The following is an 18,013-nucleotide window of genomic DNA, read 5'->3' as shown; positions in this document are numbered from 1 at the left end:
TCAGCACAGGACGCGCAGCGCTCCGGGCAGCACCCTGGCCGTGACGGGGACGACGGCCTCCACCTCCCCGTCGGCGCCGTAGGGCACGGCCCGGTCGGCCTCGATGCGGACCTCCTTCCCGCGCAGCACCCGCACCTGGGGCCGGTGGACGTGGGCGCCGGAGGCGAGTTCGTTCATCAGGGCGAAGAACAGCCGCCGCGGCGCGTGACGGATCATCACGACCTCCAGCAGTCCGTCGTCCACCCGGGCGGCGGGCGCGATGAGGCGGTTGGAGCCGTAGTAGCCGGAGTTGGCGGCGACCACGGTGTAGCCGGTGAAGGCGTGCTCCTGTCCGTCGACGGTGACCCGGTAGCGGGCCGGGCGCCAGGTGGTGATCGCGCGCAGCGCGCCCACGTAGTAGGAGGCGGTGCCGCGCAGCAGACGCGCGTGGTTGGCGTGGCGGTTGGCGAGCGCGTCGACCCCCGCGTAGACGCTGCCGAGCACGACGGTGCGGTCGTGGACGGCGGAGGCGACCTCGATGGTGTCGACGGGGCGCGGCTCGCCGCGCAGCAGCAGTTCGGCGAGGGCTTCGGGCTCGGCGGGCAGGCGCAGCGCGCGGGCGAAGTCGTTGCCGCGGCCCGCCGGGACGAGTCCCAGCACGGTGCCGGTGCCGCTGAGGGCGCCGCCTATCCCGCCGGCCATCCCGTCCCCGCCGACGGCGAGCACCACCCGGCCCCGCCGCCCGGCCTGCCGGGCGACGTCCCGGGCGTGCGCGAGGCTGCGGCTGTACTCGGTCTCCAGTCCGGCGCCCGCCTCCCGCAGCAGCCGGGCCACCCCGAGCAGCGCGGCGGCCGAGGTGGCGCCGCCCGCGGTGGGGTTGACGACGGCGGTGAACTGTCGCATCGATGTGCCTCCGGGCAGACGGATGGTGCCGGACTGTTGTCTCACGGGAACGACGGGTGGCCGGCCGGGGGGTCAGTCGCCGGGCAGGAGGACGCCCGGGTTGAGCAGCCCGGCCGGGTCCAGGCGCCGCTTGACGGCGCGCAGGGCCTCGATGCCGAGGGGGCCCGCCTCCCGGAGGTACCAGTCGCGGTGGTCGGTGCCGACCGCGTGGTGGTGGGTGATGGTGCCGCCGGCGTCGAGGATCGCCTCGTTGGCGGCGTGCTTGGCCCGGGTCCAGTGGGCCACGGCGTCGTCGCCCTGGGCGGAGACGACGGTGAAGTACAGGGAGGCGCCGTTCTCGTACACGTGCGAGATGTGGCACATGACCAGCGGCGGGGTGCCGGCTTCGGTGAGCGTCGCGGTGAGCGCGTCGCGGACGGCCGTGTACAGCGCGGGGATCCGGGACCAGTAGGCCGCCGTCTCCAGGGTCTCGGCGAGCGCCCCGGCGTCCAGCAGTGAGTCGCGCAGATAGGGCGCGGAGTACCGGCCGTGCGCCCACCGCTCCCCCGGTTCCCCGCCGGCGGACGTGCCGCCGCACTCGGCGAGTACGGCGGCCGCCGTCCCGCGGCGGTGCGCGGTGTCCTGTTCGGTGCCCTCGAAGCCGACGATCGCGAGGCAGCCGGCGTTCCCGCCGGCGAGGGAGGCGCCGATGGCGTCGGGCTGGGCCAGGCCGATCAGGGTCTCGGTCTCGTCGGACAGCCGCAGCACCGTCGGGCGCGGGCCGTCCTGGGCGAGCCGGCGCAGGGCGGCGGCGCCCTCGTCGAAGGAGGCGAAGCGCCAGCCCTCGTAGCGGCGGACCTCCGGCACCGGCCGGACACGCACGGTCACGGAGGTGATGACGCCGAACGCGCCTTCCGAGCCCAGCACGAGCTGGCGCAGGTCGGGTCCGGCCGCCGAGCGGGGGGCGCGGCCCGTGTCGAGGGTGCCCTCGGGGGTGGCGAGGGTCAGGCCCAGCACCATGTCGTCGAAGCGTCCGTACCCGGCGGAGGCCTGCCCGCTGGAACGGGTGGCGGCGAAACCGCCGATGGTGGCCCACTCGTAGGACTGCGGGAAGTGACCGAGGGTGTAGCCGTGCCCGGCCAGCAGGGCCTCGGCCTCGGGGGCGCGCAGGCCGGGTTGCAGCGTGACGGTGCGGGAGACCGGATCGAGGTCGAGCAGGCGGTTCATGTGCCGCAGGTCCAGGGTGACGAAGGGGCCCGGCCGGCCGGGGGCGAGGCCGCCGACGACGGAGGTGCCGCCGCCGAACGGGACTAGCGCCAGGCCGTGTTCGGCGCAGGCCCGCATGACCGCGAGCACCTCGTCGTGGCCGTCGGGCAGGACGACGGCGGCCGGGGTGTCGCGGACGTCGCCCCGGCGCATGCGCAGCAGGTCGGGGGTGGACTTGCCGCGGGTGTGGCGGACGCGGGCCTCGGCGTCCGTGCGCACGCGGTCGGCGCGGTCGCCGACGGCGGCGAGCAGGGCGCGGCGGGCCGGGTCGTCCAGTGCGGCCGGGAGCTCGATCTCCTCCAGGCGGACGGACTCGGCGTCCTTCTCCTCGACACCGAGCAGATCGCGCAGCAGCCCGGTCACGGTGTCGGGCAGCGGCGTCGCCCGGGCCGGATCGCCCCAGCCGTTCCACAGCATGTCCATTGCCTGTCGTCCTCACCGGTCGATTCGGGGGATGCCGCCCGCGCGGCCTCACTGGCGTTACACTGTTACACATGACGCCCAACCGTCACAACAGCTCGAGCCGGCCGAACTCCTCGGACAACGACCCGGTGCTCGACGCCGTCCGCGACTGCGTCCTGGCCGTCGGCGTCCGCCGCACGACCATGACCGATGTGGCCCGCCGCGCCGGTGTCTCCCGGATGACGCTCTACCGGCGGTGGCCCGACGTGCGGTCCCTGGTCGGCGACCTGATGACCCGCGAGTGGATCGCCGTCGCCACGGGGGCCGTCCCCGAGTCCCGGCCCGGCCTCGCCACCCGCCCCCGCGTGGTCGAGGGGCTGGTGACCGGAGTGGAGGCGTTCCGCGCCCACCCGCTCTTCCGCAAGATCGTCGACGTCGATCCCGAGCTGCTGCTGCCCTACGTCCTGGACCGGCGCGGGGCCAGCCAGGAGGCCCTGCTGGAGCTGCTGGCCACCCAGTTGCGGGAGGGGCACGCCGACGGCTCGGTGCGGGCGGCGCCCCCCGAGCGGCAGGCGCGGTCGGTGCTGCTGGTCGTGCAGTCCTTCGCCCTGTCGCTGCGGACCATGACCGACGAGGACGACCCCGACCTGACCGCCGCGGCCCTCCTCACGGAGCTGCGGACCATCCTCGAGAGGACCCTCACCCCATGAGCCCCACCAGCAGCCCCGCCGCAGGTGCCGCCCTGTCCGCCGCGCGGCGCTCGCGGGAACTGACCGACACCGTCGGCGGTCCGGCCGTCGACGTCCTGGTCGTCGGCCTCGGCGCGACCGGCGCCGGCGCCGCCCTGGACGCGGCCGCCCGGGGTCTTGACGTCGTCGCCGTGGACGCGCACGACCTGGCGTTCGGCACCTCCCGGTGGAGCTCCAAGCTGATCCACGGCGGACTGCGCTACCTCGCCTCCGCCCAGTTGGACGTCGCCCACGAGAGCGCGGTGGAGCGCGGGGTGCTGATGGAGCGCACCGCCCCGCATCTGGTGCGCGCCCAGCCGTTCGTACTGCCGCTGACGCCGCTGGTCTCGCGCGCGCAGGCCACGCTGGCCTGGGCGGGGTTCCGGGCCGGCGACACGCTGCGCCTCGCCGCGCGCACGGCCCGGAGCACGCTTCCCGCGCCGCGCCGGCTGTCCGCCGTGGAGACCCGCCACCTCGCCCCGGCACTGCGCCCCGCCGGGCTGCGCGGCGGCCTGCTGTCCTGGGACGGCCGGCTCACCGACGACGCTCGGCTGGTCACCGCCTTGGCCCGCACCGCCGCCGCGCACGGCGCCCGCGTCCTGACCCGGGTGCGGGCCCTCGAGCTCACCTCGTCCGGCGCCCTGATACGCGACGAGGTCACCGGCGAGACGGGCGAGATCCGCGCCCGCGCGGTGATCAACGCCTCCGGGGTCTGGGCCGGCGGCCTGGTGGACGGCATCCGGATCCGGCCCTCCCGCGGCACCCACCTGGTGCTGCGCGCGGAACACCTCGGCCCGCTGCCCGCCGGACTGCACGTCCCGGTCCCCGGGGAGACCAACCGCTTCGTCCTCGTCCTCCCCCAGGGGGACGGCCGGGTCTACGTAGGGCTGACCGACGAGCCCGTGGACGGCCCGGTGCCGGACGTCCCCGAGGTGCCGGAGACCGACATCGGCTTCCTGCTCGACGTGCTCGGCTCGGTCCTGGACGTGCCCGTCCGCCGCGAGGACGTGGTCGGCGCCTTCGCGGGCCTGCGTCCCCTGCTGGACACCACGCCGCCGGACCGGCCCGGCGCCGGGGACCGGACCGCGGACATCTCCCGCAGGCACGCCGTGCTCACCTCGCCGGAGGGGGTGACCACCGTGGTCGGCGGCAAGCTCACCACGTACCGGCGTATGGCCGAGGACGCCGTGGACGCCGCCGTCGCCGCCCGCCGCCTCGCCGCCGGGTCCTCCACCACCGCCGCCCTGCCCCTGGTCGGCGCCGCGGCGCCGCACGTCCTCGCCGCGCTGCGGGCACCGCGCCGCCTGGTGCGGCGCTACGGCACGGAGGCGCCGGCCGTGCGGGCCCTGGCCGACCTGGACCCCCGGCTCGGCGAGCGCGTGCTGCCCGGCCACCCCGTCACCGGGGCGGAGCTCGTGTGGGCCCTGCGTCACGAGGGGGCCCTCGACGAGGCCGACCTGCTCGACCGGCGCACCCGTATCGGGCTGGTGCCCGCGGACCGGGCCCCGGCGCTGACCGCCGTACGCGACCTCGTCGGCGAGACCCTGTCCCGGCAGGGCTGAACCGGCCCTCGGGCCCCGGCCACGCGGGCGCGCGGGCGGGGACCGGGACCGAGGCGGGCGTCAGCTCCGGGTCACCCGTCCTGGACGGCCTTGCGGACCTTCGCCTCGAGCTTGTGCCGGGACTGCCCCTCCTCCTTGACGTACTCCGTCATCGCGGTCTGCGCGTCCCGGTCCAGGTCGCGCCATGCCCGCACGGCGGTCTCGTACATGTACGACTGCCGTCGGGTCCACTCCTGCTGCGTAGGAGGCCCGTACGAGTCGCGCAGCTCCTCGACCCGGTGCTGTGCCTGGTCCGCCGCGCGACGCTTCTGCACGAGCTCTTCGAATGTGTGATCCACCACATCTCGACGGTAGTCAGAGGACGGCCGTCGCGCGCGTCGAGGCCGTCCCGGCCCTTTCCGGGCCCCTTCCGGTCCGCACAAGTGGCCCACACAAGCTTCGAAGGGCCTTAACATCGACCCACCGACGACGGCCGGGCATATGCGAGAGGTGAGGAAAGCGTGGCGGACATCGAGGGAGCGGCAGTACCCGAGCGGCTGCTGATCACCCGTACCACCACGGGCGGCGACGTCAGCGTCGTCAGCCTCGCCGGAGAAGTGGATCTCGACGGCAGCAGTCAGCTCCTCGACGTCCTGCTCTCCTGTGTGCAGACGGCACCGGGCACGGTGGTCGACTTCTCGGAGGTCGCCTTCCTGGATTCCAGCGGCATCAACGTGCTCATCTCCGCCCACCAGGCCGCCGAGTCCCGGGGCGTGTTCTTCCGGCTCGCCGCGCCGCAGCAGGCCGTCCTGCGCGTCCTGCAACTCGTCGGGGTGGACACGCTGATCGCCTGCTACCCCACCGTCGATGAGGCCCTGGCCGCCTGAGGACCGCGCGACCGGTCCCCAGGTGCGGCCCGGTCACCGCAGCGGCAGACGCGCGGAGACGGTCTTGCCGGTCGCGTGCGGCCTGGTGACGACCTCGTCGCACAGCCGCTTCACGATCTCCAGGCCGTGTCGGCCGACACGCAGGGGATCGCCGGGCAGGAACGCGGGGAATCCCTCCCCCGAGTCCGACACCGCGATCTCCACCCCGTCCTCCACCAGCGTCAGCACCAGCCGGCACGGGCCCGGCGCGTGCCGGAGCGCGTTCGTCACCAGTTCGCTGGCCACCAGGCGGGCGGAGTCCAGGAAGGTGTCGGCCATGTCCACGCCGGCCTCGCGCAGGCGGGCGACGAAACCCTGGACGACGTCCCGGGAGGCAGGGATCATCGCCGATCCGCCCCTGAACTCCACCACGGTGGCCGTGGCAGGGACGTCGGCGGCCTCGCGTCTGTGCGCCGGAGTCATACAGAGCCTCACCGTCCGGTCCGGGGCCGAGGCGTGGAAGCGAAGGCCCGCGCTGTTTCACGATACGCACCGAACCGGCTCTGCCCCTTCCTTTGCCCCAACTTCCGTTCCTCACAGCCCGTTCCGGACGGAACACGGGGCCCGGGCAACACCGGAAACGGCGTTGCCCGGGCCCACTACGGGCGGTAACGTCGGCCAGGTGACTGCCGGGTCGGCCATGGGCCATGCACGAGAGAGGGTCCCGGCCCCGGCATGAGCACGCGGGCCCGCGGCCCGCCCCTGTCTCCGCGTCCACGTTCCAGGTGCCCGCACGCCGGGCGCCGCCCCTCGGACCCGAGACCCGGAGATCTTCGAACCATGCCCGACAGCCGGCAGCACCCGCGCTCCCCCGAACCGCCGACCACGACCGTGCGGCTCGACCACACCGCCGTCCTCGCCCGCGACCGGCGGCTTTCCGCCGAGTTCCTCGCCGCGATCCTGGGACTGGAAGTCGGCGCTCCGTTCGGCCCGTTCCTGCCCGTCGACCTCGGCAACGGCGTCACCCTCGACTACTACGAGATGCGGGACGATCCGATCCAGCCGCAGCACTACGCGTTCCTCGTACCCGACGAGGGGTTCGACGGCATGCTCGCCCGCCTGGAGGCGGTCGGCGTCACGTACTACGCCGATCCCCGGCACACCGAACCCGGCCGGATCAACCGGCTGTTCGGCGGCCGGGGCGCCTACTTCGACGATCCGGACGGCCACAACATGGAGATCATGACCCGGCCCTACGCCCGGCCCTGACCGCCCCGCGGCCGGGTGCGGACACCGCGCCCCGGCCCCTCCCGGCCTCTCGCGGGCCCGGGAGGGGCCTGCGGATCGACGCCGGTCGTGCACCACCCGGACGGGCGTACCGGGCCCGCGGGGACGGTCACCGGGAGGCCGCCGTCCCCGCGGACGCCCCTCGCTTCACGCGGCCCGGCAGTGTAGACATGGGCACATGGTCCGACTGATGGGTCGCTCGGGAGAGCGGTCACCCCGTCGTCCCGTCGGTTCGCTCGCCCGGCAGCGGGAGGCGGACCGGTCACGGCGGGCAGCGGCCGGGGGGCGGCGGGGACGAGTCGCGGCTCTGCGGTCGGCGCTGTCCGGGCGCAGTGTCGCCGGACAGGTCTTCGTGCTGAACGTGGTCATCGTGCTGCTGCTCGTCGTGACGGCGGCGGTCTCGCTCGTGCTCCAGGTGCAGCACGACAGCACGGTGGAGGCCCGCAACCGGTCGGTCGCCGTGGCCGCGACGTTCGCGAACGCCCCGGGCACGCGCGCGGCACTGCGCAGCCCCGATCCGACGGCGGTGCTCCAGCCGCGGGCCGAGGCGACACGCAAGGCGACCGGCGTGGACTTCGTCGTCGTCCTCAACACCGAGGGAACCCGCTACACGCATCCGGTGCCCGACCGCATCGGCAAACAATTCGTGGGGAACATCGAGCCGGCCCTGAAGGGGCGGACCGTGACCGAGGAGGTCGACGGCACGATCGGCCGTCTGGTCCAGGCCGTGGTGCCGGTCGAGGAGCCGGACGGCAAGGTCGTCGGTCTGGTCTCGGCCGGCATCACGACGGAGAACGTGGGCGGGACCGTGGACCGGCAGCTGCCGCTGGTGCTGATCACCGCGGGCATCGGGCTCGCCCTGGCGACCGCGGGCACGGCACTGGTCAGCCGGCGGCTGCTGCGGCAGACGCACGGGCTGGGCCCGCGCGAGATGACCCGGATGTACGAACACCACGACGCGGTCCTGCACTCCGTCCGCGAGGGGGTGCTGATCGTCGGCGGGGAGGGCAGGCTGCTGCTCGCGAACGACGAGGCGCACCGCCTGCTCGACCTGCCCGCCGACGCCGAGGGCCGGCACGTCCTGGACCTCGGTCTGCCCGCCGACACGGCGCGGCTGCTGGACTCCGGACGGGTCGCCACGGACGAGGTCCACCTGGTCAAGGACCGGCTGCTGGCGATCAACCTGCGGCCCACGGACGAGCGGGGCGGACCGCCCGGCAGCGTCGCCACCCTGCGCGACTCCACTGAGCTGCGGGCCCTGTCCGGCCGTGCCGAGACCGCCCGGGAGCGGCTGGAGATGCTGTACGACGCCGGGGTGGGCATCGGCACCAGCCTGGACGTCACCCGGACCGCCGAGGAACTGGCGGAGCTTGCCGCGCCCCGGTTCGCGGACTACGTCACCGTGGACCTGTTCGACTCCGTGCTCCGCGGCGGCCAGCCGGAGGCGGTCACCCCGCTGCGCCGCACCGCGCTCAGCGGCGTGGACGCGAAGGCGCCGCTCTACCCGGTGGGCCGGCAGATCCGCTTCGTGGCCTCCTCCCCGCAGGGCCGGACCCTGGACACCGGCCGGCCCGTCCTGGAGCCGGACCTCGGCCGGGCCGCGGGCTGGCAGGCGCAGGACGTCGAGCAGGCCGCGCGGATAGTGGAGTACGGCATCCACTCGCTGATCACCGTGCCGCTGCGCGCGGGCGCCCTGGTGCTCGGGGTGGTGGGCTTCTGGCGTTCCGGGCGGCCCGAGCCGTTCGACGAGGACGAGCTGGCGCTCGCCGAGGAGCTGGTCGCGCGCGCCGCCGTCTCCATCGACAACGCGCGCCGCTACACGCGCGAGCACGGCATGGCGGTGACACTCCAGCGGAGCCTGCTGCCCCGCCGGATGCCGGAGCAGAACGCCCTGGACGTCGCCCACCGCTACCTGCCCGCGCAGGCGGGGGTGGGCGGGGACTGGTTCGACGTGCTGCCGCTCTCCGGGGCCCGGGTCGCGCTCGTGGTGGGCGACGTCGTCGGCCACGGGCTGCTCGCCGCGGCCACCATGGGCCGGCTGCGCACCGCGGTGCACAACTTCTCCGCACTGGACCTGCCGCCCGACGAACTGCTCACCCTGCTGGACGAGCTGGTGGCCCGGATCGACCAGGACGAGACCACCGAGGACGGCAGTGCCCCCGTCACCGGCGCGACCTGCCTCTACGCGATCTACGACCCGGTCGCCGGCACCTGTGTGATCGCCCGGGCCGGTCATCCGCCGCCCGCGCTGATCCGGCCGGACGGCACCGTGGAGTTCCCCGAGGTGCCCGCCGGTCCCCCGCTGGGCCTGGGCGGTCTGCCGTTCGAGACGGCCGAACTGCGCCTGGCGGAGGGCAGCCGGCTCGTGCTGTACACCGACGGGCTCGTGGAGGACCGGGAGCACGACATCGACGTCGGACTCGAACAGCTCCGCAGGGCGTTGGAGACCGCCGGCGACTCGCCGGAGGACACCTGCCGGACCGTCCTCGACGCCCGGCTCCCGGACCGGCCGGGCGACGACATCGCCCTGCTCGTCGCCCGCACCCGCGTGCTGGGCCCGGACCGGGTCGCCGAGTGGCCGGTGCCGTCCGACCCGGCCGCCGTGGGCGAGGTGCGTGCCCAGGTCACCCGGCGGCTGGCGGAGTGGGGGCTGGACGAACTGGCGTTCACGACGGAGCTGATCCTGAGCGAGCTGGTCACCAACGCGATCCGGTACGGCGGCGAGACCGTGCACGTACGGGTGCTGCGCGACCGCAGCCTGATCTGCGAGGTGTTCGACAGCAGCAGCACCTCACCGCACCTGCGCTACGCGGCCATGACCGACGAGGGCGGGCGGGGACTGTTCCTCGTGGCACAGCTCGCCGAGCGGTGGGGCACCCGCTACACGCCCGACGGCAAGGTCATCTGGGCGGAGCAGCCCATACCCTGACGGGACCGGCGCCCTCCGCCGGCCCGAGACCAGGAGCATCCGTGAACCACCCGTCCCCCGATCCCGCGCGCCGCCGGGGCGTCCTGCGTCGCGCCCTGACCGCCCTGACCTCCGCGTCACCGGCGGCGGCGATTCCCGGCCTGCGGCCGTCGCGAGCGGCACGCGGGCGTCCGGCGGGGCTTGCCGACCCGGCGAAGAAGGAGATCGCCATGCGCCTGGTGTCGAGCGCCGAGAACTCCTCGCTCGACTGGAAGGCGCAGTACGCGTACCTCGAGGACATCGGTGACGGCCGCGGCTACACCGGCGGCATCATCGGTTTCTGCTCGGGCACCGGCGACATGCTCGGCCTGGTGGAGCTCTACACCGACCGCAGGCCCGGCAACGTGCTCGCGCGCCATCTGCCCGCGCTGCGCGCGGTGGACGGTTCCGACTCGCACGAGGGGCTGGACCCGGACTTCCCGGAGAACTGGCGCCGGGCCGCCCGCGACCGGGAGTTCCGCCGGGCACAGGACGACGAACGCGACCGCGTGTACTTCGGCCCGGCCGTCCGGCGGGCCACCGGGGACGGTCTCGGAACGCTCGGCCAGTTCGCGTACTACGACGCGATGGTGATGCACGGCGGCGGCGACGACCCGGCCGGTTTCCCCGCGATCCGTGAACGGGCGATGCGCCAGGCCCGGACCCCGGCCCTCGGCGGCGACGAGGTGGCCTATCTGCACGCCTTCCTCGACGCGCGGGTGCGGGCGATGAGGCAGGAGGCGGCGCACAGCGACACCAGCCGGGTCGACACGGCGCAGCGGGTCTTCCTGCGCGAGGGCAACCTCGACCTCGATCCGCCGCTGCGATGGCGGGTGTACGGGGACAGCTACCGCATCGACTGAGGCCGCCGGGCACCGCGATGGGCCGCGGAGAGAGCCGCACGCTCTCTCCGCGGCCCATCGCGGTGCCGCTTCGCCGCCGGCGTCAGTGCCGGAACACGTCCTTGCCCTTCTCCTTGGCCTGGCGTGCGTCGCCCTTCGACTGCTCGGCGCGGCCCTCGGCCGTCAAACTCTCGTTGCCGACGGCACGCCCCGCCATCTCCTTCGCCTTCCCCTTGGCCTGTTCGGTCCTGGCCCTGGATTTCTCGTTGCCGGCCACGAATGCTCACCTCACGGCGTCGGATTGCGCTGTCGCCCTGGCGGGTCGCCCGTCCCGGCGGGGTCAAACCCGCGGGCTTATCGGAGGACCGGCGGGTAGAAGGACGACGTACATGGACGACAGACCAGACCCGTCGACCCGGAGGACGTCATGGCCGGAATGCTGAACCGGATCAAGCAGTTCGCGCGCAGCCCGCAGGGCCGCCGGGCGGCGGAGCAGGTGCGCCGCGCCGCCGCGGACCCCCGCCGCCGGGCGCAGGCGCAGGAGATGCTGCGGAAGTTCGGCGGCAAGCGCCCCCACTGAGCGGGCCGAGGCGGTCGCCGGCGGGACGGCCCCTCAGCCCTGCCCCGCGACGTGGGTGTGGCTGTGGGACGTCTCCGGCGGGCAGCCCTCGGAGGCATGGCGGTCACGGCGCCAGTCGAGGACGGCGACGGTCAGCGCGCACAGCATGGCGGCGACACCGGAGCCGACCGACAGGGCCATGGCCTCGTGGTAGTCGTCGTGGGTGGTGTTCAGCGTCACGTAGAACAGCCCCGGCAGCGCGGCGGTGCCCACGGCGCCGCCCAGGCGCTGGCCCGTCTGGAGGGCACCGCCGGCGGCTCCCGCCATCCGCACCGGGACGTCCCGCAGCGTCATGGTGATGTTCGGGGAGATCACACAGCCGCTGCCGAGTCCGCCCACCAGCAGTGCCGGGGCCGCGAACCAGGCGGCGCGGTCGGAGGGCGCGAGCCACAGCACCAGCGCGGTCGTCCCCAGCCCCGCCATGACGGCGACGAGTCCCCAGACGGTCAGCAGCCGTCCCAGCCGTTCCACCAGGCGGCCCGCCACGGCCGCCGCGGTGGCGGACCCCACGGCGAACGGGGTCACCGCCAGTCCGGACATCAGCGGCGAGAAGCCCAGCCCGTTCTGGAAGAAGAGGGCGAACACGAGCCACACCCCGCTGAACCCGACGAAGTACAGGGCGCCCAGGCCCGCACCGGTGGCGTAGCCGCGGGTCTCGGTGAGCAGTCCCGGGTCCAGCAGCGGATCCCCTCCACGGCGGGCGACGCGGCGCTCCCAGCCGGCGAATCCGAGCAGGACCAGCAGCCCCAGCGGGAAGAGCCACCACGTACGGCGCACCCCGCCCGCCTCGGCGAGCACCAACGGCAGCATCACCGCGAGGATCCCGGCCCCCAGGAGCGTGACGCCCACCGGGTCGAGGTGTCCCCGGCGGCCGGGAGCGACGCGCGGCAGCAGGCGCAGGCCGAGCACGAGCGCCAGCACGCCGACGGGCACGTTGACGTAGAAGATCCACCGCCAGCCCTCGGGGCCGGCCAGCGCGAGGATCACCCCGCCGACGACCGGTCCCACGGCGCTGGAGACCCCCACGGTGGCGCCGAAGAGGCCGAACGCGCGCCCGCGTTCGGCGCCCCGGAAGAGCTGCTGGATCAGTGCGGAGTTCTGCGGCGCGATACTGCCCGCGGCGACGCCCTGGGCGAGCCGCGCGGCCACCAGCAGCTCGATGCCGGGCGCGGCCCCCGCGGCGGCGCTGAACACCACGAAGGCGGCCAGGGCGGCGAGGAACACGCGGCGCCTGCCGAACGCGTCGCCGATCCGGCCGGCCGTGACGAGGGTCAGCGCGAAGGCGAGGGCGTAACCGGACACGACCCACTGCACGGACGCCGCGGAGGCGTGCAGCTCCCGCTGCATGGACGGCAGGGCGACGGCGACGATCGTCACGTCCAGCAGGGTCATGAACCCGGCGACCAGCGTCACCCACAGGGCCCGCCAGCGGTTCGGTGCCGGGCGGTCGTCCGGACGCTGCACGGGGGCTCTCCTCACGAGACGGCATGGGACGCGTTCGCCGCGCCTCACGCCTGCGTCACCCGTGGCCGGGGGTTCAAACCCGGGGCAAAGCCGTACCGTGGGATCCCATAAGCCGTCCTTATGGGCTCATAGACCGGACCCGCGTACCGACTTAGGCTTGCCTCAGTTTAGGCTTCCCCGAGAGTCGATCTGTTACCGCTCGAAGGGAACCCGAACATGCCCCGCCCTCTGCGGGTAGCCATCGTCGGATCCGGCCCGGCCGGAATCTACGCCGCCGACGCCCTGCTCAAGTCCGAGGTGGCCGCCGACCCCGGCGTGTCCATCGACATCTTCGAGCGCATGCCCGCCCCGTTCGGGCTCATCCGCTACGGCGTGGCCCCCGACCACCCGCGGATCAAGGGCATCATCACCGCCCTGCACCAGGTGCTCGACAAGCCGCAGATCCGCCTCTTCGGCAACGTGGACTACCCGACCGACATCAGCCTGGACGACCTGCGCGCGTTCTACGACGGCGTGATCTTCGCCACGGGCGCCACGGCCGACCGGGCGCTGCCCATACCCGGCATCGACCTCGACGGGTCCTACGGCGCCGCCGACTTCGTGTCCTGGTACGACGGCCACCCGGACGTGCCGCGCACCTGGCCGCTCCAGGCGGAGAAGGTCGCCGTCCTCGGCGTCGGCAACGTCGCCCTCGACGTGGCCCGCGTTCTCGCCAAGACGGCCGACGAACTGCTGCCGACCGAGATCCCGCCGAACGTCCACGAGGGACTCCGGGCCAACCGGGCGCGGGAGATCCACGTCTTCGGCCGCCGCGGCCCGGCGCAGGCCAAGTTCAGCCCGATGGAGCTGCGGGAGCTGGACCACTCCCCCAACATCGAGGTCGTCGTCGATCCCGAGGACATCGACTACGACGAGGGCTCGATCGCGACCCGGCGCGGCAACAAGCAGGCCGACATGGTCGCCAAGACCCTGGAGAACTGGGCGATCCGCGACGTCGGCGACCGGCCGCACAAGCTGTTCCTGCACTTCTTCGAGTCGCCCACCGAGATCCTCGGCGAGGACGGCAGGGTCGTCGGCCTGCGCACCGAGCGCACCGAGCTCGACGGCACCGGGAACGTCAAGGGCACCGGCGCGTTCAAGGACTGGGACGTCCAGGCGGTCTACCGGGCCGTCGGCTACCTCTCCGACCAGCTCCCGAAGCTGCCCTGGGACCTCGACTCGGGCACGGTCCCGGACGAGGGCGGGCGCGTCGTCCAGGAGTCCGGCGAGCACCTCCAGTCGACGTACGTCACCGGCTGGATCCGGCGCGGCCCGGTCGGCCTGATCGGCCACACCAAGGGCGACGCCAACGAGACGGTGTCCAACCTGCTGGACGACTACGCGAACGGCCGCCTGCACACACCCGCCGCTCCGGACCCGGAGGCCGTGTACGCCTACCTGGCCGAGCGGAAGGTCCGCTTCACCACGTGGGACGGCTGGTACCGCCTCGACGCCGCGGAGAAGGCGCTGGGCGAGCCGCAGGGACGCGAGCGCGTGAAGCTCGTCGAGCGCGAGGACATGCTCAGGGAGAGCGGCGCCTGAGCCGGTGGCACACGGGCGCGGCCCGGCGGGGTGTCCCGCCGGGCCGCGCCCGTGTTCCGTACCGCGGGGGTGTCAGACCTCCAGCTCGCTCTCAACGCGGCGCAGCTGGTGGCGGGCCATCGCCAGGTTGGCGCGGCTGCCGTCCAGCACGAGGTAGAGGAACAGCCCGTTGCCGCCGCGGCCCTTGAGCAGGCGGATCAGGTGGTACTGGCTGTTCAGGGTGATCAGGATGTCCTCGATCTCCTCCTTCAGACCGAGCAGCTCCATCGTGCGCAGTTTGGCCCGCACGACGTCGGTGTTGCCGGCGGCGGCGACCTCCAGGTTGAAGTCCTTGGTCCCGCCCAGCGTGCCGAGGGCCATGCCGCTGGTGTAGTCGACCAGCGCGGCGGCGGTCGCTCCGTCGATCGAGCTCAGGCATTCCTTGAGCGAGGTCTCCAGGTTGGCCATGCGTGGGTTTCCTTCCGTACGTGATCGGTGGACACCTGACCGTGGGTCAGGTGGGCCGGCGGTGGCCGCCGGCCTGGGGACGCGGTTCGTGTGCCGGCCGTTGCGGGGTGCGCACCGGCAGGGTGCCGATCTGCCGGGCGGGATCGGCCGGCGTCGTCGCGGCGTGTTCGCCCGGTGCCGGACGGCCGCCGGGGCGGGTGCGCTCGTGGCCGATGTGGGCGGCGACCAGTTCGCCGATGCGGGCGCCGCTGCGCCGGCCCTCCAGGTGCAGCCGCCCCACGTTGACGCGGCCCGCGGCGAGCAGGGTGAGCACGGCGGCCGGGCCGGCCGCGTAGGTGGCGACGTAGCCGTCGGCCCCGCGCAGCAGCAGTTCCCGGAAGCCGCCGCGCGCGGTGGCCTCGGCCATGCGGTGGGCCACGCCGAGCGCGGCGGCGGTGAGCGCGGCGAGTCCCTCGGGTTCGGTGCCCGGCGCGTCGTGGGCCAGCACGAGCCCGTCGACGGTGGCCGCGAGCGATCCGGTCAGCTGGGGCACGCGGTTGCGCAGGCGGTGCAGTTCGTCCAGGACGTCGCTCTCGACGGCCATGATGAGCAGTCTCCTTTCGGCACGCTGGCGACGCGCGCGTATCACAGGGCCTCCAGGGCGTCTCGAAGCCGGCGCAGCAGTGCCGTGTCCGGGTCGTCCCACGTGACCGGGTGCGCCTCCTGGCCCCCCGCGGCCGGTGCGGGTCTGCTCGGGGCGGCGGTGACGAGTCCGTCGGCGGCCAGGCGGCGCAGTTCGACGAGGGTGTGGTAGGTCCGGCAGGCGAGGGACGCGGCGATGTCGCAGGCGGTGCGCACGCCGTCGACCTGGGTCAGGGTCCGGCTGCGCCGCGCCGGCAGGTCGCCGGTGCCGGCGCCGGGCACCCGGACGAGCGGCACGACGTCGATGTCGGGGTCCGGCCATATGCGTTCCAGCAGGGCGCGGCGGCGCTTGGACTCCCGCACGACGGTGTCCACGGGCACGGACCGCACCGCGCCGAGCCAGTGCAGGGCACCGGGCCGGAAGCGGTGCGCGCGGGTGTCGTGGGCGAGGACGAAGTACGCGGCGTCGAACAGCGCGCCCAGGTGGCAGACCTCCAGGGCACCGGCGGTGAGCCGGCCGCTGTCCACCAGCCGGTGCCCGACCCGGTGGTGGGTTCCGCCCCGGTCGACCGCCTCCCACCAGCCGTCCGGCGGGACGGCGCCGCTGCGGGTGAGCAGCGCGCCGAGGTCCGGGGTGAGGGCCGACTCCACGTGCACGACGCGGCCCGCCGAGAGGTACACGATGCCGCGTTCGCCCGACAGGGCGCCGGTGGCACCGTCGGCCGCGAGGGTGCCGAGGGCCTCCGACGTGGTTCCGTGCGCGGCCCAGGCCGTGGTCGCTGCGGTCATCCGAGCACCAGGCGATCCGCCATCTCGGCCAGCCGTATGCGGGCCAGCGCGAGGTTGCCGTCGTTGCGGTCCAGCCAGAGGTGGAGGAAGACCGTGCTGTCGAAGGGCGTGCTGACGAACCTGAGCAGGTGGTAGGAGTCCGCCGTCGTGACGATCATGTCCTCGACCGGCGGCTCCTTCTCCGGCGGTGCCGCGCCGGCCGGTGCCAGGGAACCGCTCTCCGCGATGTGCCGGGCGAGTTCCGCCGTTTCCGCGGCCGTCGCCTCCGGGTCGCCGCCCGGTGCCTCCCCCACCGCGCCGAGGGCGAGGCCGCTGATCCAGTCGACCAGCGAAGCGCCCCGTGCGCCGGGCAGCCGCATGGCTTCCAGCAGACTCTCGTCGATTCCGGGCACGCCGGATCCCCTCCCCCTGCACGGCTGTACCGCGAACGTGACGACGAGACTACGGAAAGTGCACGGGTCCGGTGAGCGCTTTGGCATTTTCCAGAGGAACGTGCCCCCGCTGCGGCATACTGCGACGTTTCGGCCCTGGGAAGGAGAGGATGCAGGAGTGGACCCGCCCGGACGGGCAACCCGCCCTGACATGGCCGAACAGCCCCCCTCCCGCCACGGGAAGCACACACCGGACCCCGACCGCACCACGGACGGCAAGGCGCCCGAGGACTACGGTCCGGGCGCCTCCACCGAGCGGGCCGCCCCCGACTCCCCCACCGAGCTGCCGAAGCGCTCGTGGAAGGCGCTGCTGCGGCGCGTGCTGTCCGAGTTCAAGGACGACGAGCTGACCGACCGCGCCGCCGCCCTGACCTATTACGGGATCCTGTCGCTCTTCCCGGCGCTGCTGGTGCTGGTCTCCCTGCTCGGGATCGCCGGGCAGTCCGCCACCCAGGAGATCCTGGACAACATCCAGAAGCTCGCCCCCGGGTCCGCGCGGGACATCATCAGCGACGCGGTGAAGCAGTTGCAGGCCAAGGCGGGCCTGGGCTCCGTTCTCGCGGTGGTCGGTCTGCTCGGTGCCGTCTGGTCGGCGTCCGGCTACGTGGCCGCGTTCATCCGCGCGGCCAACGCGGTCTACGACGTGCCGGAGGGACGGCCGGTGTGGAAGGTGCTGCCGTTGCGGGTGGCACTGACCGTGGTGCTGCTCCTGCTGGCCGTGGTCAGCGCCCTCATCGTGGTGTTCACCGGCACGCTGGCCCGGCAGGCGGGCACCGCGCTCGGCGTCGGCGACACCGCGCTGACCGTGTGGTCCTTCGCCAAGTGGCCCGTCCTGGTGCTGCTCGTCACGATGATGATCGCGATCCTGTACTGGGCCACTCCGAACGCCCGGGTGCGGGGCTTCAAGTGGATCACGCCGGGCAGCGTCATCGCCCTGCTGGTCTGGCTCGTGGCCTCCGTCGGGTTCGCCTTCTACGTGGCGAACTTCGGCTCGTACAACAAGACGTACGGCACGCTCGCGGGCGTCATCGTCTTCCTGGTCTGGCTGTGGGTGACGAACCTGGCGATCCTCCTGGGCCTGGAGTTCGACGCCGAGCTGGCCCGGCAGCGTGTCATCGACGGCGGTCATCCGCCCGAGGACGAGCCGTACGTGGAGCCTCGCGACACGCGGGCCTGGGACTCCGCGGACCGGCGGCGCGCGGCTCCACCGGACGAGTGACGTCTCGGGGCCCGTCCCCCACGGGCGGGCAGACGCCCTGACCGACGGCGGGTCTCCCGCCGTCCTCGCCCCCGGCCTCCCCGCGATCCGCCTCCGGCACGT

Annotated in this window: 19 protein-coding genes; 9 read left to right on the top strand and 10 right to left on the bottom strand. The window is 73.9% G+C overall.

Translation table 11 applies throughout. The features are described 5' to 3' along the window. Positions 1–882, bottom strand: a complete 882-nt coding sequence (locus tag AC0VYN_RS14700) for a YegS/Rv2252/BmrU family lipid kinase (protein ID WP_475536376.1) — start codon at positions 880–882, stop codon at positions 1–3. A 72-nt stretch (positions 883–954) separates the two neighbouring features. Continuing rightward, positions 955–2,550: an FAD-binding oxidoreductase gene (locus AC0VYN_RS14695; protein WP_475536375.1), complete on the bottom strand. Its 1,596-nt coding sequence runs from the start codon at positions 2,548–2,550 to the stop codon at positions 955–957. A gap of 71 nt (positions 2,551–2,621) precedes the next feature. Here AC0VYN_RS14695 and AC0VYN_RS14690 point away from each other — a divergent pair, with 71 nt between their 5' ends. Next, positions 2,622–3,239, top strand: coding sequence for a TetR/AcrR family transcriptional regulator (locus AC0VYN_RS14690; protein WP_475536374.1), 618 nt, complete (start codon positions 2,622–2,624; stop codon positions 3,237–3,239). Next, a complete protein-coding gene (locus tag AC0VYN_RS14685; RefSeq protein WP_475536373.1) occupies positions 3,236–4,819 on the top strand; it encodes a glycerol-3-phosphate dehydrogenase/oxidase in 1,584 nt (527 codons plus the stop codon). The genes AC0VYN_RS14690 and AC0VYN_RS14685 overlap by 4 nt, the downstream gene beginning before the upstream one ends. Before the next feature lie 71 nt (positions 4,820–4,890). Here AC0VYN_RS14685 and AC0VYN_RS14680 read toward each other — a convergent pair whose 3' ends face one another. Beyond that, positions 4,891–5,157 carry a hypothetical protein gene (locus tag AC0VYN_RS14680; RefSeq protein WP_385470058.1) on the bottom strand — a complete coding sequence of 89 codons (267 nt, stop codon included), beginning with the start codon at positions 5,155–5,157 and terminating at the stop codon, positions 4,891–4,893. A 162-nt stretch (positions 5,158–5,319) separates the two neighbouring features. Here AC0VYN_RS14680 and AC0VYN_RS14675 point away from each other — a divergent pair, with 162 nt between their 5' ends. After that, positions 5,320–5,685 carry an STAS domain-containing protein gene (locus AC0VYN_RS14675; RefSeq protein ID WP_475536372.1) on the top strand — a complete coding sequence of 122 codons (366 nt, stop codon included), beginning with the start codon at positions 5,320–5,322 and terminating at the stop codon, positions 5,683–5,685. 33 nt (positions 5,686–5,718) lie between these two features. On the opposite strand, the gene AC0VYN_RS14670 is transcribed toward AC0VYN_RS14675, so the two are convergent. Continuing rightward, a complete protein-coding gene (locus AC0VYN_RS14670) occupies positions 5,719–6,147 on the bottom strand; it encodes an ATP-binding protein (RefSeq protein WP_475536371.1) in 429 nt (142 codons plus the stop codon). Positions 6,148–6,504: 357 nt separating this feature from the next. Here AC0VYN_RS14670 and AC0VYN_RS14665 point away from each other — a divergent pair, with 357 nt between their 5' ends. The 3 genes from AC0VYN_RS14665 (at position 6,505) to AC0VYN_RS14655 (ending at position 10,761) form a co-directional block, all read left to right on the top strand. Then, positions 6,505–6,933, top strand: a complete 429-nt coding sequence (locus AC0VYN_RS14665) for a VOC family protein (protein WP_475536370.1) — start codon at positions 6,505–6,507, stop codon at positions 6,931–6,933. A 208-nt stretch (positions 6,934–7,141) separates the two neighbouring features. Next, positions 7,142–9,880: a SpoIIE family protein phosphatase gene (locus AC0VYN_RS14660; RefSeq protein ID WP_475536369.1), complete on the top strand. Its 2,739-nt coding sequence runs from the start codon at positions 7,142–7,144 to the stop codon at positions 9,878–9,880. 41 nt (positions 9,881–9,921) lie between these two features. Beyond that, the gene (locus AC0VYN_RS14655; RefSeq protein ID WP_475536368.1) at positions 9,922–10,761 is read left to right on the top strand and encodes a chitosanase; all 840 of its coding nucleotides are present in this window, start codon (positions 9,922–9,924) and stop codon (positions 10,759–10,761) included. An 82-nt stretch (positions 10,762–10,843) separates the two neighbouring features. Here the strand turns inward: AC0VYN_RS14655 and AC0VYN_RS14650 are convergent, their stop codons facing one another. Further along, complete coding sequence (locus AC0VYN_RS14650) at positions 10,844–11,017, bottom strand: CsbD family protein (protein WP_475536367.1); 174 nt, start codon at positions 11,015–11,017, stop codon at positions 10,844–10,846. Between the two features lie 150 nt (positions 11,018–11,167). Here AC0VYN_RS14650 and AC0VYN_RS14645 point away from each other — a divergent pair, with 150 nt between their 5' ends. Next, positions 11,168–11,320: a hypothetical protein gene (locus AC0VYN_RS14645; RefSeq protein ID WP_385473482.1), complete on the top strand. Its 153-nt coding sequence runs from the start codon at positions 11,168–11,170 to the stop codon at positions 11,318–11,320. A gap of 33 nt (positions 11,321–11,353) precedes the next feature. On the opposite strand, the gene AC0VYN_RS14640 is transcribed toward AC0VYN_RS14645, so the two are convergent. Beyond that, the gene (locus tag AC0VYN_RS14640) at positions 11,354–12,823 is read right to left on the bottom strand and encodes an MFS transporter (protein WP_475536366.1); all 1,470 of its coding nucleotides are present in this window, start codon (positions 12,821–12,823) and stop codon (positions 11,354–11,356) included. 216 nt (positions 12,824–13,039) lie between these two features. Between AC0VYN_RS14640 and AC0VYN_RS14635 the strand changes: the two genes are divergently transcribed. Beyond that, positions 13,040–14,404: an FAD-dependent oxidoreductase gene (locus AC0VYN_RS14635; protein WP_475536365.1), complete on the top strand. Its 1,365-nt coding sequence runs from the start codon at positions 13,040–13,042 to the stop codon at positions 14,402–14,404. Positions 14,405–14,476: 72 nt separating this feature from the next. On the opposite strand, the gene AC0VYN_RS14630 is transcribed toward AC0VYN_RS14635, so the two are convergent. Genes AC0VYN_RS14630 through AC0VYN_RS14615 form a run of 4 tightly spaced genes read right to left on the bottom strand, consistent with a single transcriptional unit; the run spans position 14,477 to position 16,653 of the window. Continuing rightward, entirely contained in the window at positions 14,477–14,851 is a 375-nt protein-coding gene (locus tag AC0VYN_RS14630; RefSeq protein WP_475536364.1) for a roadblock/LC7 domain-containing protein, read from the bottom strand. A 46-nt stretch (positions 14,852–14,897) separates the two neighbouring features. Then, a complete protein-coding gene (locus AC0VYN_RS14625; RefSeq protein WP_475536363.1) occupies positions 14,898–15,434 on the bottom strand; it encodes a roadblock/LC7 domain-containing protein in 537 nt (178 codons plus the stop codon). 41 nt (positions 15,435–15,475) lie between these two features. Next, positions 15,476–16,261 (bottom strand): hypothetical protein, encoded by a 786-nt coding sequence (locus tag AC0VYN_RS14620; RefSeq protein WP_475536362.1) that lies wholly within the window; start codon positions 16,259–16,261, stop codon positions 15,476–15,478. Then, positions 16,258–16,653, bottom strand: a complete 396-nt coding sequence (locus AC0VYN_RS14615) for a hypothetical protein (RefSeq protein WP_475536361.1) — start codon at positions 16,651–16,653, stop codon at positions 16,258–16,260. Before AC0VYN_RS14615 ends, AC0VYN_RS14620 begins: the two co-directional genes overlap by 4 nt. Positions 16,654–16,843: 190 nt before the next feature. Between AC0VYN_RS14615 and AC0VYN_RS14610 the strand changes: the two genes are divergently transcribed. Then, positions 16,844–17,911 (top strand): YihY/virulence factor BrkB family protein, encoded by a 1,068-nt coding sequence (locus AC0VYN_RS14610; protein WP_475536360.1) that lies wholly within the window; start codon positions 16,844–16,846, stop codon positions 17,909–17,911. Positions 17,912–18,013 lie beyond the last annotated feature (102 nt).

Source organism: Streptomyces sp. 63XJN7_1_ISO-PGPR-S23-121, assembly GCF_056173025.1.
This window is presented reverse-complemented; position numbering and strand designations above follow the sequence as displayed.